This is a genomic window from Salinimicrobium tongyeongense, assembly GCF_026109735.1.
Lineage (GTDB): Bacteria > Bacteroidota > Bacteroidia > Flavobacteriales > Flavobacteriaceae > Salinimicrobium > Salinimicrobium tongyeongense.
In genome coordinates, this window is sequence record NZ_CP069620.1 from 2,199,788 (window position 1) to 2,217,204 (window position 17,417).

A 17,417-nucleotide genomic window follows, 5' to 3' on the forward strand; every position below is an offset into this window, starting at 1 on the left:
TTGAGCGAAAAAATAAATAAAAATTTTAGTTTCATTCAATATTCAAGGAATTATAGAATTCTAAGGTTTGTATAACTTCAGACTCATTCTTTAGCTTAAATTTATGTTTCTTCACAAATTGTTCTACTTCCTCATTATTCAATTGTCTTAAGATATCCTTTCTTTTTAATCTTACTTCTTCAGCTGGAGTGTCTCCCTTTTTCAAGAAATACTTTTCATAATGATCCAGGGATGCTGGCTTATCACGTCCATAACTGTTAGTAGCTCTCAACGCATCTTGTTTAATTACCCCTCGTCTTTTTAAAAAGACGGCATCACCATCATTTAACTTTTGAAAGTAGCCCTGACGTCTATTCCCATCATCATCAATAAAATATTCTATTTCGTAATCACTGCCATTTAATTCCACTGTGATATTGGGTCTTCTTAACAAATTAGTTATTTCACCTGTTGGATCTTTTATTTCAAAAGCATCTGCTAAGGCATTGTATCTAACTAATGTGGTAAATGATTTATCAAGAATGTTGACGGTGCCTTGCTGAAACTCTTCTGTGGGATATGGACTCCCTTGTACATTAGCAGGTAAGGTTTTTTCTCCACTAATAGTGTTTCTAATATATTCCGTAGGTAAGTTAATATTCTGTGCAGTAATTAGTAAAGATGGAGTGATGAATAAGCATAAAACAAGCCAGAACTTCATAATTTAATTTTTATAGATTTTCGACTAATCTACTAAAATTATGCCAAAGGTGTAGGTTGTAATTATGTAAGGGTGAATTTTTTTTAATTATTCTGTAATTGTATTTCTTATTCCTAAATGACGTTATAGAAAGTATATCCGTGAAGGTTTTTTTTTATTTTCTAATCATGTTATTTCATTTATCATACTTTTGTTGCAGTTAATGATTTGTATGAAGAAAATAACAATTTTACTTGTTCTTATATTCTTAATCCCCTTCGGTTTACTTGCCCAGGAAAGAAGGCTTAATCGTGGTGTGAATAATATTCAGGGCCAGGATCAAACTGCACGTGACTCAAAAAATGAATCTTCTGTAGAAAAAGCCCCAATTGATCTTTACAAGATTATTTCCGTAGATAACGATACCACAACAGTAGATACCACCCTTCATATGTACAAAGATTACCGTTTTAACTATCTTAGAAAAGATAACTTCGGGTTACTGCCATTTTCTAATGTCGGTCGTTCTTATAATCGGCTAACGTATAATTTTATTGAAGAGCGGGAGGTACTTCCTCAGTTTGGGGCGAGAGCGAGACATTATAATTTTATGGAAGTGGAAGACATCTTCTATTATAACGTTCCCACTCCGTTTACCGAACTTTTTTTTAAGACAGTATTTGAACAAGGCCAGGCAGCTGATGCTCTTTTTACTGTAAACACTTCTCCTAATCTAAATTTTTCAATAGGATATAAAGGACTTCGCTCGCTAGGTCGATATCAAAATATGCTAACCAGTACAGGGAATTTTCGAACCACGCTCAGTTACAGCTCTCCCAATGGGAGGTATAATATACAAACGCATTTTGTTTCCCAAGATTTGCTCAATGAGGAGAATGGCGGACTCACGCCTTCTGCGCTAGAGCAATATATCGCCCAGAATCCCGAATTTGAAGATCGTTCCCGTCTCGATGTCAACTTCGAAGATGCGCAATCTACATTATTTGGTAAAAGATTTTTCCTAGACCATTCGTATGCCCTTTACAAAAGAGCCGATTCTCTTGCGCAGCGGGATTTTCGTGTTGGCCACCGTTTAAATTATACCTATAAGAAATATCAGTATCAGCAGGCCTCTGCCAGTGAACTTTTGGGCCCTTCATTTGAAGAAGAGAGTTTAAGGGATGAAACCCGGCTTACTTCTGTTGCCAATGAAGTGTATGTTGGTTTTACAGCAGGGAATCTTGCAAAGATCATTGCAAGAGGAAGGCATACCCACTACAACTACGGCTATAATACGGTGCTCGATCTTGAGGACGGTTTCATTGTCAATAGGCTAAAAGGGAACATTCTTTCGGCTGGGGGGGATTATTTGGGCACTTTAGGGGATTTCCAGTTCAAGGCTGGCGGGATGATCAATTTGACAGGGGATTTTAACGGGTATGATCTCGGTGCCCGATTGTCATATGCTCTTTCACCCGATTTTTTAGTTGCGGCCACAGCTAATATTAATGATCGTGCCCCCAATTACAATTTTCTTCTGTACCAGAGCGATTATATAAACTATAACTGGCAAACTTCATTTTCTAATGAAAGTCGACAGTCTCTGGGTTTCGAGTTGTGGGCTCCACAATTGTTGAATGCTAATGTCGAGTTTTCTACCATAAATGATATGGCTTATTTTGGACTTGATGATACAGGCTTGGTTAGGCCATTTCAACATGGCGAGCAGGTAAGTTATGTGAAAATAAAAGCTGAGAGAGAATTTAGTCTTGGTAAATTTGCACTTAATAATACCCTGCTCTACCAGAATGTACTTGATGGAGGCCAGGTCTTGAACGTGCCCGATTTTGTCACCAGGAATACTTTTTATTATAAAGACTACTGGTTTCAGCGCGCGCTTTATCTTCAAACAGGTTTCACGCTTAATTATTTCACTAATTATGAAATGAACGGTTACGACCCGATCCTGGCCGAATTTTATGTGCAAAACAGCCAGGAAATTGAAGGTTTCCCAACAGTCGATTTCTTTTTTAACGGTAAAATCAGGCAGGCACGAATATTCTTCAAGCTCGAAAACATGAATTACCTGTTAGAAACCAACAACAACTTTTCTGCACCCCTTTATCCGTCACGTGACTTCGGAATAAGATTTGGGCTGGTCTGGAATTTCTTTATGTAGATCCTCTGGGCGTTCCCCGCCTTTTATTTTAGCTATTTTAAGTATATTCGGTAGTTCGTTCGTTAGTGGTGGGCCCGATGGGGCTTTAGCAAAGGCGGGTCGCGTGTTCCGCTGTAGCCCCGATAGCTATCGGGGGCTGCCGCTTCACCCGCTAACGCAAACGAAGTACGAAAGTAGATGTGCGACTTTAGAATTTTTTGGATGTACTAATAGGAGCAATACTTTTCTGACACCCAATCTTAGTTTTTACTTCTAAATTCTACCTTCTAAACTCTGACTTCAAAAATGTCATTTTCAGCACCTTAGTTTCCGGGAGGTTTAAAATGTCAAAAAAAGCTTAAAATATTTTTGGTTGAGGCTTGCGGGATTGAAATTCGGTTGTATATTTGCAGCCGCTTTGAGAGGGAGTGACGGAGTAGGGGAAGCAATGGCTTAGCCTAGGTGTAGCAAAGGATCAAAGCAAATAAGTTCTCTGAATTTTTTTTGAATTTTATCTTGGATTGTAAAGGAAATTGGTTTTATCTTTGCATCCGCTTTTAGAGGCAACCTTGAGTTGTAAAAAAGTCGAAAAAGTTCTCTGAAAAACATTTTGAAGTTGGGGTAAAAAGGTTGTAAGTTTGCATCCTCTTTTGCGAAAAGCTAACTTCAGGGGTTCAGAAAAAAATAAAATTTTTTTCTTGCCAGTTTTAAAAAAGCTTGTACATTTGCAGCCGCTTTGAGAAAGAGCAAAAGTTCAGAAAAAATATTGAAAAGGAATCCCGGGTTAGGGTAATAATAGAAAAGGTTCAACTCCTTTTATTTCACAAGACGATCCTTCCAATTATACGGAATGATCCTCCCCTTTCTAAGGGGAGGTGCCGAAAGGCGGAGGGGTCCGAGTTCATTGACATATTGAATTGACAGCGCGTATGTTGCTTTAATTAGCAACAAATGCAAAATAAGAATTAAGACTAGAAGAACGTTTTGAGCTTTGATAGATCATTAATGGTCTTGAAAAAGAGGAATTCCTTTAGTAGTTGTTAAAGTATATAAGATTTAACGATGAAGAGTTTGATCCTGGCTCAGGATGAACGCTAGCGGCAGGCTTAACACATGCAAGTCGAGGGGCAGCACGTCTTCGGATGGTGGCGACCGGCGCACGGGTGCGTAACGCGTATACAATCTACCTTTTACAGGGGCATAGCCCGGGGAAACCCGGATTAATATCCCGTAGTATCATTTAGTGGCATCACTTGAATGATTAAAGTTTCGGCGGTAAAAGATGAGTATGCGTTCTATTAGCTAGATGGTAAGGTAACGGCTTACCATGGCTACGATAGATAGGGGTCCTGAGAGGGAGATCCCCCACACTGGTACTGAGACACGGACCAGACTCCTACGGGAGGCAGCAGTGAGGAATATTGGACAATGGGCGAGAGCCTGATCCAGCCATGCCGCGTGCAGGAAGACTGCCCTATGGGTTGTAAACTGCTTTTATATGGGAAGAAACACCTCTTCGTGAAGAGGCTTGACGGTACCGTATGAATAAGGATCGGCTAACTCCGTGCCAGCAGCCGCGGTAATACGGAGGATCCAAGCGTTATCCGGAATCATTGGGTTTAAAGGGTCCGTAGGCGGGTTTGTAAGTCAGTGGTGAAAGTCTGCAGCTCAACTGTAGAACTGCCATTGATACTGCATACCTTGAGTAATTATGAAGTGGTTAGAATATGTAGTGTAGCGGTGAAATGCATAGATATTACATAGAATACCGATTGCGAAGGCAGATCACTAATAATTTACTGACGCTGATGGACGAAAGCGTAGGTAGCGAACAGGATTAGATACCCTGGTAGTCTACGCCGTAAACGATGGTTACTAGCTGTTTGACCTAATTGAGGGTTGAGTGGCTAAGCGAAAGTGATAAGTAACCCACCTGGGGAGTACGTTCGCAAGAATGAAACTCAAAGGAATTGACGGGGGCCCGCACAAGCGGTGGAGCATGTGGTTTAATTCGATGATACGCGAGGAACCTTACCAGGGCTTAAATGTAGCTTGACAGGGGTGGAAACACCTTTTCCTTCGGGCAAGTTACAAGGTGCTGCATGGTTGTCGTCAGCTCGTGCCGTGAGGTGTCAGGTTAAGTCCTATAACGAGCGCAACCCCTGTGGTTAGTTGCCAGCGAGTAATGTCGGGAACTCTAGCCAGACTGCCGGTGCAAACCGTGAGGAAGGTGGGGATGACGTCAAATCATCACGGCCCTTACGTCCTGGGCCACACACGTGCTACAATGGTAAGGACAGAGAGCAGCCACTGGGTGACCAGGAGCGAATCTATAAACCTTATCACAGTTCGGATCGGAGTCTGCAACTCGACTCCGTGAAGCTGGAATCGCTAGTAATCGCATATCAGCCATGATGCGGTGAATACGTTCCCGGGCCTTGTACACACCGCCCGTCAAGCCATGGAAGCTGGGGGTACCTGAAGTCGGTCACCGCAAGGAGCCGCCTAGGGTAAAACTGGTAACTGGGGCTAAGTCGTAACAAGGTAGCCGTACCGGAAGGTGCGGCTGGAACACCTCCTTTCTAGAGCTTTTGCCTCTTATAAGGCAAAACACAATTACGACATAAGGAGCCTTTTTACAAATGAAGTAAAAGACTTCTTTTGGTCTTAATTCACTGTCAATTTAATTTTTTACTGTATAATGTATTTTGTAGAATGTATAATGTAAAGGGATCTTGTAAAGGTCATTTCAATATACAATAGACAGTATACACTATACAATAAAATTGCAGTCTCATAGCTCAGCTGGTTAGAGCGCTACACTGATAATGTAGAGGTCGGCAGTTCGAGTCTGCCTGAGACTACTAAAGTACGAAGGTAGAAATACGGAGTACGAAGTTCATTGAGAATTATTGAAGGAAATTTTAGAAGTTGGGCAACCAGTTTACAGTACGCAGTTAAGCAGTACGCAGTACAGTGAAGACTGATTACTGAATATTGATCACTGCTAACTGAAAAAAACGGGGGATTAGCTCAGCTGGCTAGAGCGCCTGCCTTGCACGCAGGAGGTCATCGGTTCGACTCCGATATTCTCCACAAGGCAATGCCTTGAGATGAAAATCTTAAGAGTATTGCATGCGAAGTGATAGATAATTTATTGTCTGTCGCGACTCGCGACAACGTTCATTGACATATTGGAAAATAAGAATACGAGAAACATAAAAATTTCTATAGTTGTAAGATTATAGATAGAGCAAATTATATTTTTAAGTTTTGAGGGATTGGGAAGGGAGTTTTATAACTCTGCACTCATAACTCATAACTTGCAAGAGCATATTAGGTAAAAGCACATAAGCTAAATAAGGGCGTATGGGGAATGCCTAGGCTCTCAGAGGCGATGAAGGACGTGATAAGCTGCGAAAAGCTGCGGGGACTGGCACATACAGGTTGATCCGCAGATATCCGAATGGGGCAACCCAGCATACTGAAGGTATGTTACTCCGCAAGGAGGGCGAACCCGGAGAACTGAAACATCTAAGTACCCGGAGGAGAAGAAAACAATAGTGATTGCGCTAGTAGTGGCGAGCGAACGCGCATTAGCCCAAACCATGTAGCTTACGGGCTGCATGGGGTTGTAGGACCACGACATTGGTTGTGTAATGAACTAGAACGCTTTGGAAAGAGCGGCCATAGACGGTGATAGCCCGGTATAGGTAAAGATCATAAACCATAGTGGTATCCTGAGTAGTGCGGGGCACGAGAAACCCTGTATGAATTTGGCGGGACCATCCGCTAAGGCTAAATACTCCTGAGAGACCGATAGTGAACCAGTACCGTGAGGGAAAGGTGAAAAGAACCGTGAATAACGGAGTGAAATAGATCCTGAAACCATACGCTTACAAGCGGTCGGAGCCCTTTTGGGTGACGGCGTGCCTTTTGCATAATGAGCCTACGAGTTAACGTTGCCAGCGAGGTTAAGGGTTTAAGACCTGGAGCCGTAGCGAAAGCGAGTCTGAATAGGGCGCTTTAGTTGGTAGTGTTAGACGCGAAACCGTGTGATCTACCCTTGGGCAGGTTGAAGCTGTGGTAACACATAGTGGAGGACCGAACCCGTTGACGTTGAAAAGTCTTGGGATGACCTGAGGGTAGGGGTGAAAGGCCAATCAAACTCGGAAATAGCTCGTACTCCCCGAAATGCATTTAGGTGCAGCGATTAATTAGTTTTATAGAGGTAGAGCTACTGATTGGATGCGGGGGCTTCACCGCCTACCAATTCCTGACAAACTCCGAATGCTATAAAATGTTGTTAATCAGTGAGGGCATGGGTGCTAAGGTCCATGTCCGAGAGGGAAAGAACCCAGACCATCAGCTAAGGTCCCCAAATGTATGTTAAGTTGAAAAAACGCGGTTGAACTGCTTAGACAGCTAGGATGTTGGCTTGGAAGCAGCCATTCATTTAAAGAGTGCGTAACAGCTCACTAGTCGAGCGGTTCGGCATGGATAATAATCGGGCATAAACATACTACCGAAGCTATGGATTTACAACATAAGTTGTGAGTGGTAGGGGAGCATTGTAACAGCGTAGAAGGTGATCTGCGAGGGTTGCTGGAGCGGTTACAAAAGAAAATGTAGGCATAAGTAACGATAATGCGGGCGAGAAACCCGCACACCGAAAGACTAAGGTTTCCTCAGCTATGCTAATCAGCTGAGGGTTAGTCGGGGCCTAAGGCGAACCCGAAAGGGGTAGTCGATGGACAACCAGTTAATATTCTGGTACCTGCTTTGCGTTAAAAGTGACGGAGGCGAGAATTAGGTGCGCACTGACGGAATAGTGCGTTGAAGGGAGTGGTAACACCCCGATAGTACACCCAAGCTTCGGCGGCGGTGATAATCCTGAATATCGACTTCCAAGAAAAGCGAGCAAAGCAGCCCGTACCGCAAACCGACACAGGTAGTTGGGATGAGAATTCTAAGGTGCTCGAGAGATTCATGGCTAAGGAACTAGGCAAAATTGACCTGTAACTTCGGGAGAAAGGTCGCCCACAGAGATGTGGGCCGCAGTGAAAAGGTCCAGGCGACTGTTTATCAAAAACACAGGACTCTGCTAAATCGAAAGATGACGTATAGGGTCTGACACCTGCCCGGTGCTGGAAGGTTAAGAGGAGATGTTAGCTTTTGCGAAGCATTGAATTGAAGCCCCAGTAAACGGCGGCCGTAACTATAACGGTCCTAAGGTAGCGAAATTCCTTGTCGGGTAAGTTCCGACCTGCACGAATGGTGCAACGATCTGGACACTGTCTCAGCCATGAGCTCGGTGAAATTGTAGTATCGGTGAAGATGCCGATTACCCGCTGTGGGACGAAAAGACCCCGTGAACCTTTACTATAGCTTAGTATTGACTTTGGACAAGTGATGTGTAGGATAGGTGGGAGACGTTGAAGCAGCCTCGCCAGGGGTTGTGGAGTCATTGTTGAAATACCACCCTTTACTTGTTTGAAGCCTAACTTCCATTGGAAGGACAGTGCTTGGTGGGTAGTTTGACTGGGGTGGTCGCCTCCAAAAGAGTAACGGAGGCTTCTAAAGGTTCCCTCAGCACGCTTGGTAACCGTGCGTAGAGTGCAATGGCATAAGGGAGCTTGACTGAGAGACATACAGGTCGATCAGGTACGAAAGTAGAGCATAGTGATCCGGTGGTTCCGCATGGAAGGGCCATCGCTCAAAGGATAAAAGGTACTCCGGGGATAACAGGCTGATCTCCCCCAAGAGCTCACATCGACGGGGGGGTTTGGCACCTCGATGTCGGCTCGTCACATCCTGGGGCTGGAGAAGGTCCCAAGGGTTGGGCTGTTCGCCCATTAAAGTGGCACGCGAGCTGGGTTCAGAACGTCGTGAGACAGTTCGGTCTCTATCTACAGTGGGCGTTAGAAATTTGAGTGGATCTGACTCTAGTACGAGAGGACCGAGTTGGACCAACCTCTGGTGTACCAGTTGTTCCGCCAGGAGCACTGCTGGGTAGCTACGTTGGGAAGGGATAAGCGCTGAAAGCATATAAGCGCGAAACCCACCACAAGATGAGATTTCTTTAAAGGATCGTGGGAGACCACCACGTTGATAGGTCACAGGTGTAAAGGCAGTAATGTCACAGCCGAGTGATACTAATAATCCGTATAGCTTAGTGCACTTTCCGGCTCGCAAGGGCCGGAAAGGAAAACCTAAAGCTTTAAATGACCTTTGCTTAAAAGACATGTTAATCTCAATTTTTATTTTCCAATTATGTCAACTCATTAGGTATGACATCCAGTAAGTAATCAAAAGGCTACTGCCAACTGATCACTGAACACTGCCATACTAACGATCTAAGGTGGTTATAGCAACGGGGCTCACCTCTTCCCATTCCGAACAGAGAAGTTAAGCCCGTTAGCGCAGATGGTACTGCTATCTTGTGGGAGAGTATGTCGCCGCCTTTCTTTAGAAGACCCTTACAGAAATGTAAGGGTCTTTTTTTTCTTAATATTTCGCGTACTGTGCATCTCGTGGGAGCCCCGATAGCGGATCAAGAACATTTTTCTCTTGGTATAAACCAAGTTTTAGCCTCCCTGCCTTTAAATATGCTAACGAACCTTAAATCTTGAATTTTAAATCCCTTTAGCTGGCGCGGATTAATAATTGTGATCAGCTTTGCAAATAAATTGTATTACTTCCAAAATAGTATCCATAAAAAAGCCCGCTCTAAAAGAACGGGCTCATCATTATCTTCAGTTTTTAAATCAGTCCTAATCTCTCAAAATACTCCTGGAGATCACAATTTTCTGGATCTCTGAAGTGCCTTCGTAGATTTGAGTGATCTTGGCGTCACGCATCAGGCGTTCTACATGGTATTCTTTCACATATCCGTTTCCGCCGTGTACCTGTACCGCTTCCACAGTAACATCCATGGCTGTTTTTGAAGCAAACAACTTAGCCATGGCACCACTCAGGTCGTAATTTTCTCCATTGTCCTTATCACAGGCCGCTTTCATCACCAAATGGCGTGAAGCCTCAATAGAAGTATGCATATCGGCCAGTTTAAAGGCAATAGCTTGGTGGTTCATGATCTCAGTTCCAAAAGCCTTACGCACTTTAGAATATTCTTTTGCCAGTTGGTAAGCTCCGGCTGCAATACCCAAAGCCTGGGCCGCAATTCCAATACGCCCTCCTGAAAGTGTTTTCATGGCAAATTTGAATCCGAACCCGTCTTCACCAATGCGGTTTTCTTTTGGAATTTTTACATCATTAAAGTTTAGGGAGTGCGTGTCGCTTCCGCGGATTCCCAGCTTCTGCTCCTTTGGGCCTATTTCAAAGCCTTTCCAGCCCTTTTCGATGATAAAGGCGTTTATACCCTTATGCTTCTTTTCGGGATGTGTTTGCGCGATCACAATATAATAATCGGCGGTGCTGCCGTTGGTGATCCAGTTTTTGGTTCCGTTTAAAAGGTAGTGGTCATCTTTCTCAATTGCCGTTGTTCTTTGAGAAGTGGCATCACTCCCGGCTTCAGGTTCAGAGAGGCAAAAAGCACCAATAGATTCTCCTGTGGCCAGTTTTGGAAGGTATTTCTGTTTTTGCTCTTCATTTCCGAATTTCTCAATCCCCCAACAAACCAAAGAATTGTTGACAGACATTACCACGGAAGCCGAAGCATCTATCTTCGAGATCTCTTCCATCGCCAAAACATAAGATACCGTGTCCATACCGCCACCGCCATATTCAGGAGACACCATCATGCCCAAAAAGCCAAGTTCCCCCATTTTCTTGATCTGTTCTTTTGGGAATTCCTGTTTTTCATCCCTCTCAATCACTCCGGGGAGCAACTCGTTCTTTGCAAAATCTCGTGCCGCATCGCGGATCATAATATGTTCTTCGGTGAGTTTGAAATCCATTCAGTATATTTTTTAGAAAATGTTGAATTTTAAGGTCAAAGATACCTTTTTACAGGCGTTTTTTCAATTGAGTTGGCTATTTTTACCCTGATGAACAAAAATAACTATAACGTTGTAGGTGTAATGTCGGGAACTTCCCTCGATGGCATAGATGTAGCCTATGTTAACTTCACCTTTTCTGAAACCTGGTCTTATCAAATAACTGCTGCGGAAACCATTCCTTATACGCAAAACTGGCAGAAAATTCTTTCTGAAGCTGTCAATTTCGACGAGCATAAGCTGCGTAAACTTGATCGTGACTACACGCACTTGTTAGGAAAAGTCATTTCAGAATTTCTTGTCAAAAATGACATTTTTGACCCCCATGCGGTTTGCAGCCATGGACATACCATAAAACATGAACCGGAAAATGGATTTACGCTGCAAATAGGCAACCAACCTGAGCTTGCAAAGCTCTTAAATTGTAAGGTGGTGTGTGATTTCAGGGTGCAAGACGTACAGCTGGGTGGGCAGGGCGCGCCTTTGGTGCCTGTTGGCGACGAATTGTTGTTTGGGAAATACGATTACTGCCTTAATATTGGCGGATTTGCCAATATTTCAACCATAAATGGCGGCAAACGCCTGGCCTACGATATCTGCGCTGTAAACACCGTGCTCAATGTGCTTTCCCAACATATAAACCTGCCTTATGACAAAGATGGGGAAGTTGCGGCATCGGGGAAAGTCATTCCCGGGCTGCGAGAAGAGCTTGAAAAAATACCATTTTACGGCCTCCGTCCTCCAAAGTCCCTCGGAATTGAATGGGTGCAGAAGCACATTTTTCCACTTTTTCAGAAGTATGGCTCTATCCCCGATCTTTTGCGGACATACACCGAACATGCTGCGGAAATGATCGCCAATGAATTCAGAAATTCTTCCGAAGAAAAAGTTTTGGTTACCGGTGGCGGCGCTTTTAACCAGTTTTTGATTGCGGAAATTCAGAAGCGCACCAAAACTGAAGTTGTGATCCCCCCGGCTGATGTGGTCAACTTTAAAGAAGCTCTCATTTTCGCATTTTTGGGGGTCCTGAAGCTGAGAGGAGAAAACAATGTTTTAAGTTCGGTGACGGGAGCTTCAAAAGATCATTCTTCAGGAAAGATTTTTAATGCATGAAGCTTATTATATAATGTACAGGCTTAAGGATCACTAAAGGCGTGGGTATAAGGAAGTATCTGTTTAAGCTGAAATATAAGCAGGATAGAAGTGCCGGGGGCAACCTATCCTGCCCGGGTTTTTAAAAAGCATAAACTGCGGCGAGAATAAAAGAGGATAGATTATCTGTGGGTTCCAGGTCCTGGTTAAGAAAGACATCCCTGTCAACGCTGTCCAGTCTCAATTCGGGTTTTATGCTTAGGCTTCCTACAGTATAGTTGCCGGTAAGGGTGAAGGCAGTGAGACTAGCGTCTGAATTGTACACTACGGTTTCATCGTGGCCATTTGCGTGTTCTTTAAAATATTCTGCCCTTAGGCCTATAGCAAAATTCTCAGAAGTTTGTAGTTGCGGATATAGTGCGACACCATAGAACCCAACATCATCTGTACTATTGTAGGTTGTATTAAGCCCCAGGTAAAAAGACTCAGAGAAGTCCCAGCCGGTAGTTAGGTCTATTTGAAAAGTGGGATCAAGGCCTGGAGCCTGTTCTCCGTAAATGAGGTTTAAGTATGCACTTCCGGAACTGTTAGAATAACCAAGTTGAGCTCCAAAGGTGTACACTCCAAAAGGATCAAATTCAGTATAATCTGTGGGGTTCATGATGGCCAACATGGCACTCCAGTTATCGCTTAAGGCAATATCTGCCTTTAAACCGGTATGCGAAAAAGGGCCATAGGAAAACATATAGGAAGTAGAATAGTTGAAATTATCTACGGGTGAAATCACTTCATAGCCTAAAAAGGTATTGAAATCTCCCAGGGTGAGCCTGACCTTCTCGCTTACATTATAAAACACGTACAGCTGATTAACAATATTACTGGAGCCCATAGAGAGAAAAACCGCTTCTTCGCCCCGGGGTCCAAACACAAGGTCGGCCACGAAGCCTATTTTTTTGCCTCTGTAGCCAAGAATGACATTGGCCATTCCCAATGCAAAACCCGGATCATTGGCAAAAGCAGTTGCGGGAGCCTGGGGGCCAGCAATTGGAGTTTCGCCATCGGACCCATACACATACTTATTGAGGCCATTGAAATTTGTTCTGAAATAGGTGTCTACAGATCCCGTAATACTAAAGCCGGGTAGTGCTTCTTCCAGTACTTCAGATTCCTGTGCAGAAACAGAAAGATTCCACAGCCCGATGGAGGCAAAAATTAAAAATTTCTGCATTTTTGTAATAGTGATTTGTTTCATGTTAAAACTTTGTTTGATTAGTTGAAATGAGTTGAACTTTAGTTTTTTTGAAATGAATTCAGGAGGAGCGCCCTGCCAGGCGTTCCTTCTTTTTTTATTGTTTTACAGGCTCTGCTTTGCCTGCGAATTCGGCATATGCATCCATACCATGTTCGTGAATATCAAGGCCTTCGGTTTCTTCATGCGTTTCCATACGTAGACCCAGGGAACGTTTAATAGCAAAAAGAATCACAAATGCCGATATACAGCAAAAAGCACCAATTACAGCAACTCCTATTAGCTGGTTGAGAAACTGGTCAAAGCCTGCCAGTGATCCAAAGACCCCAACGGCCAGAGTGCCCCAGACTCCGCAAATAAGATGAACGGCTACTGCACCTACGGGATCGTCCAGTCTTACTTTGTCAATAAGTGCAACGCCTGCAACTATGAGTATTCCGGCAATTAGCCCAATTAGCACGGCATCTGTAGGAGACATGAGGTCTGCTCCTGCCGTGATGCCCACAAGCCCTCCGAGGATCCCGTTCAGGAACATGGTGAGATCATAATTTTTGTACCAGATGGTCGATACAAGGAAAGCAGAAATACCCCCGGCTGCTGCAGCAAGGCAGGTGGTCACTAAAGTAAGGGAAGTTGCAGATGGATCTGCAGAGAGTACCGAACCTCCGTTAAAGCCAAACCATCCAAGCCAGAGGATGAAAACCCCGGCCGTTGCTAAAGGTACATTGTGACCGGGAATAGCATGAGAGCTGCCGTCTTCTCCAAATTTGCCAATTCTGGCACCTAGCAAAGAAATTGCCACAAGAGCAGCCCAGCCGCCAACAGAATGTACCAGGGTAGAGCCGGCAAAATCATAGAACCCAAGTTCATCAAGAAAGCCACCCCCCCATTTCCAAGAACCGGCAATGGGATAAACAAAAGCCAGGTAAATTATGGAGAATAGCATAAAAGCCGATAGTTTGATCCTTTCAGCTACCGCACCCGATACAATAGTGGCAGCAGTTGCAGCAAACATTCCCTGGAATAAAAAGTCTGTCCAGTAGGTGTAACCTTCATTGTAGGTGAGGTCTAGAGCACCGTCGGCTACCGGAGCGTGTAAGCCAAAAAGTCCCACAAAATAGTCGGGGATAATTCCCATAATGAATGAACCCGGATACATCAGGTTAAAACCTATGAGACAATAGAGCAATAATCCGGTACAAATGATAAAAACATTTTTAAAGAGGATGTTAATGGCATTTTTTTGACGGGTGAGTCCAACTTCCAGTAAAGAAAATCCAAGATGCATAAAAAACACCAGTGCGGTGCAGACCATCATCCATACGTTATTAGTAAGTAATTCCATTTTATATAATATTAAGTTGAATTGGTTTAGTTTAGTTAGTAGTGCATTACGCCAGCGAGAGGCTGCCTCTTTCTTTTGTTCTAATTCTAAAGGCTTCCTCTACCGGAGAGACAAAGATTTTACCGTCTCCCACAGCGCCGGTATAGGCTGCATCGAGAATAGCCTCGACAGTTTTTTCGAGGAATTCATCAGAAACAACTACAGATATCTTCCTGCGTTGAATGTCGGTGGTGCTGTAGGCGACACCTCTATAGACATGTCCCTGTTTCTCGTTACCTACTCCGGTAACATCCCAATAACTGAAGAAATTGACACCAATTTCATGAAGAGCCTTTTTTACATCGTCAAATTTTGACTGTCTAATGATGGCTTCGATTTTTTTCATAAAGACCTAATTTTGTGTTAATACCCGTAAAATTATATTAAAAATCTATTTAACTCTAAAAAAATAGGGGTTAAGTGTGTAAAATAATATGTTTGATATTTTAAACCCCTATAAAATTAGGGGGTAATAATAAATAATATATAATTTTATTATTTAGATAAAATCAAAGACACGCGTTGGGAAGATATTTGGGATTTTCAGAAGGAAATCGGGAGAAAAATTGTGCAAAAACTTCAGAAAAAGGCAATTAGGTTCCTAAAATGGAATCTGGCAGGGAAATTCAGAATCCATTCACTTATACCCTTGACTTTTTGTGAAATTCAAAATATACCATGCCTATAACATTGCGCAATTCATAGTTTTTTATATTTGTTCAGCAATTTTTAAATATTATGAAAGAATTACTTAATCTATATCAAAATAAAGCCCCTGAAATTGTATTTAACTGGAAAGATCCTGAAACTGAAGCCGAAGGCTGGGTGGTGATCAATTCCCTGCGCGGGGGAGCTGCCGGCGGCGGTACCCGTATGAGAAAAGGCCTTGACATGAATGAGGTGCTTTCCCTGGCTAAGACCATGGAGGTGAAATTCACTGTTTCGGGGCCTGCTATTGGCGGAGCAAAGTCGGGTATAAATTTTGATCCCAATGATCCTCGCAAAAAAGGCGTTTTAGAGCGCTGGTATAAAGCTGTGTCTCCGCTGCTGAAAAGCTATTACGGTACCGGGGGTGACCTGAATGTGGATGAGATACACGAAGTAATTCCCATTACAGAAGATTCTGGCGTTTGGCATCCGCAGGAAGGGGTTTTTAACGGACATTTTAAACCTACCGAAGCCGATAAGATCAACCGTATAGGCCAGTTAAGGCAGGGCGTGATCAAGGTGCTTGAAAATGGCAGATTTTCACCCGATGTTTCCCGGAAATACACGGTGGCCGACATGATCACCGGGTATGGAGTGGCCGAAGCCGTGCGGCATTACTACGACGTTTACGGAGGAAATGTGCAGGGCAAAAAAGCCATTGTGCAGGGCTTTGGGAATGTAGGTTCTGCTGCAGCATATTATCTGGCTCAAATGGGCGCAAAAGTTGTCGGGATTATTGATCGCGCGGGCGGATTGATCAATGAAGAGGGCTTTACTTTTGAAGAGATCCGAAACTTGTTCCTCAATAAGGAAGGAAATACCTTAAAATCTGAAAAACTGATTCCTTTTGAAGAGATCAATGAGCGTATCTGGAAGCTGAAAGCGCAGGTTTTTGCGCCCTGTGCAGCTTCGCGTTTAATTACCCGGGAGCAGGTAGATCAAATGGTGAGTTCAGGTTTGGAGGTGATTTCGAATGGGGCCAACGTTCCGTTTGCCGATAAGGAGATCTTCTTTGGGCCAATCATGGAATACACCGATGAGCAGATTAGCGTAATTCCCGATTTTATCGCCAACTGCGGAATGGCAAGGGTTTTTGCCTACTTCATGGAGCGCAGGGTGCAAATGACCGATGAAGCTATCTTCAACGATACTTCGATTACCATTAGAAATGCTATTCAGAATACATTTAACCACAACAGCAATAAAACCAATATTAGTAAAACCGCCTTTGAAGTTGCGCTGACAAAGCTGGTGTAATTTGGTAAGGTGAATACGGTAGGGGGCAGGCTTCAGAATAAAAAGATTGGGAGAAATTTTTCAGCATAAAATCGGACGGGAAATCTACTAAATTTTTGTCTTGCAGGGTAAAATGCTTGTAGCTGAAATCTCCCTGATTTATATTTATGCTTTTAGGTTGGAATAAATCAAAGGCTGTTTATCTTTACAATTAAAATTGTATTCTCACGTTACATAAAAAACCAGATACACAAATGCTATACTTTTTTCAGGAAGATGGTCTTGCCCAGGCCGCAGAGGGGGCAGAACCAATAGTAGAGGAAAAGACACTTTCTTTATTCGATTTGTTTCTAAGTGGCGGGATAGGAGGTCAGGTGATCATCTTTATTCTCTTTATTTTATTATTTGCTGCCATTTACATTTATTTTGAGAGGTTGTTTGCGATCAAGGCAGCTTCAGAAACAGACAATAACTTCATGAACCAGATCAAAGATAGCGTGCTGCATGGCAATATTGAGTCTGCGCGCATACGTTGTGCCCAGGCTAACTCGCCAGTTGCCAGGCTAACAGCGAAAGGGCTTGACAGAATTGGGAGCCCGCTGGAAGATATCAATACAGCTATTGAAAATGCCGGCAGGCTTGAAGTGTATAAGCTCGAAAAGAACGTGAGCGTACTTGCCACCATAGCGGGAGCTGCGCCTATGATTGGTTTTCTTGGTACCGTAATAGGGATGGTTATTGCTTTCCATGAGCTGGCTACCAGTAGCGGGCAGGCCGAAATGGGTGCTTTGGCTGAAGGGATCTATACCGCCATGACCACTACCGTGGCCGGGCTTATTGTGGGGATTATCGCTTACATTGGGTATAACCACCTGGTGGTGAAGACCGATAAGGTGGTGCACCAAATGGAGGCCACAGCAGTAGATTTCCTTGACCTTCTAAACGAACCTGTATAG

Annotated in this window: 9 protein-coding genes, 2 tRNA genes and 3 rRNA genes; 9 read left to right on the top strand and 5 right to left on the bottom strand. The window is 43.5% G+C overall.

The features are described 5' to 3' along the window. Positions 1-31: 31 nt before the first annotated feature. Positions 32-700 (bottom strand): hypothetical protein, encoded by a 669-nt coding sequence (locus tag JRG66_RS09745; protein ID WP_265162584.1) that lies wholly within the window; start codon positions 698-700, stop codon positions 32-34. Between the two features lie 211 nt (positions 701-911). On the opposite strand from JRG66_RS09745, the gene JRG66_RS09750 reads away from it, so the two are divergent. From JRG66_RS09750 to rrf, 6 genes are all read left to right on the top strand, one after another. Beyond that, the gene (locus JRG66_RS09750) at positions 912-2,858 is read left to right on the top strand and encodes a putative porin (protein WP_265162585.1); all 1,947 of its coding nucleotides are present in this window, start codon (positions 912-914) and stop codon (positions 2,856-2,858) included. A 1,038-nt stretch (positions 2,859-3,896) separates the two neighbouring features. Beyond that, a 16S ribosomal RNA gene (locus JRG66_RS09755) occupies positions 3,897-5,419 on the top strand. A gap of 208 nt (positions 5,420-5,627) precedes the next feature. After that, positions 5,628-5,701: transfer RNA gene (locus JRG66_RS09760), tRNA-Ile, on the top strand. Between the two features lie 158 nt (positions 5,702-5,859). After that, a tRNA-Ala gene (locus JRG66_RS09765) sits at positions 5,860-5,933 on the top strand. A 251-nt stretch (positions 5,934-6,184) separates the two neighbouring features. Beyond that, positions 6,185-9,017: ribosomal RNA gene (locus JRG66_RS09770) — 23S ribosomal RNA — on the top strand. A 177-nt stretch (positions 9,018-9,194) separates the two neighbouring features. Continuing rightward, positions 9,195-9,304, top strand: a 5S ribosomal RNA gene (rrf, locus tag JRG66_RS09775). The 16S, 23S and 5S rRNA genes sit together here with 2 tRNA genes alongside, the layout of an rRNA operon. Positions 9,305-9,610: 306 nt before the next feature. Here the strand turns inward: rrf and JRG66_RS09780 are convergent. Beyond that, on the bottom strand, positions 9,611-10,753 hold the full coding sequence (locus JRG66_RS09780; RefSeq protein WP_265162586.1) for an acyl-CoA dehydrogenase: 1,143 nt from the start codon (positions 10,751-10,753) through the stop codon (positions 9,611-9,613). A gap of 90 nt (positions 10,754-10,843) precedes the next feature. Here JRG66_RS09780 and JRG66_RS09785 point away from each other — a divergent pair, with 90 nt between their 5' ends. Further along, entirely contained in the window at positions 10,844-11,905 is a 1,062-nt protein-coding gene (locus JRG66_RS09785) for an anhydro-N-acetylmuramic acid kinase (protein WP_265162587.1), read from the top strand. Positions 11,906-12,026: 121 nt separating this feature from the next. On the opposite strand, the gene JRG66_RS09790 is transcribed toward JRG66_RS09785, so the two are convergent. From JRG66_RS09790 to JRG66_RS09800, 3 genes are all read right to left on the bottom strand, one after another. Next, on the bottom strand, positions 12,027-13,136 hold the full coding sequence (locus JRG66_RS09790; protein ID WP_265162588.1) for a porin: 1,110 nt from the start codon (positions 13,134-13,136) through the stop codon (positions 12,027-12,029). 94 nt (positions 13,137-13,230) lie between these two features. Further along, positions 13,231-14,478 (bottom strand): ammonium transporter, encoded by a 1,248-nt coding sequence (locus JRG66_RS09795; RefSeq protein ID WP_265162589.1) that lies wholly within the window; start codon positions 14,476-14,478, stop codon positions 13,231-13,233. Between the two features lie 46 nt (positions 14,479-14,524). Then, positions 14,525-14,863: a P-II family nitrogen regulator gene (locus JRG66_RS09800; protein WP_265162590.1), complete on the bottom strand. Its 339-nt coding sequence runs from the start codon at positions 14,861-14,863 to the stop codon at positions 14,525-14,527. Positions 14,864-15,255: 392 nt separating this feature from the next. Here JRG66_RS09800 and JRG66_RS09805 point away from each other — a divergent pair, with 392 nt between their 5' ends. Then, complete coding sequence (locus JRG66_RS09805; RefSeq protein ID WP_265162591.1) at positions 15,256-16,482, top strand: Glu/Leu/Phe/Val dehydrogenase dimerization domain-containing protein; 1,227 nt, start codon at positions 15,256-15,258, stop codon at positions 16,480-16,482. 233 nt (positions 16,483-16,715) lie between these two features. After that, positions 16,716-17,417, top strand: coding sequence for a MotA/TolQ/ExbB proton channel family protein (locus JRG66_RS09810; RefSeq protein ID WP_265162592.1), 702 nt, complete (start codon positions 16,716-16,718; stop codon positions 17,415-17,417).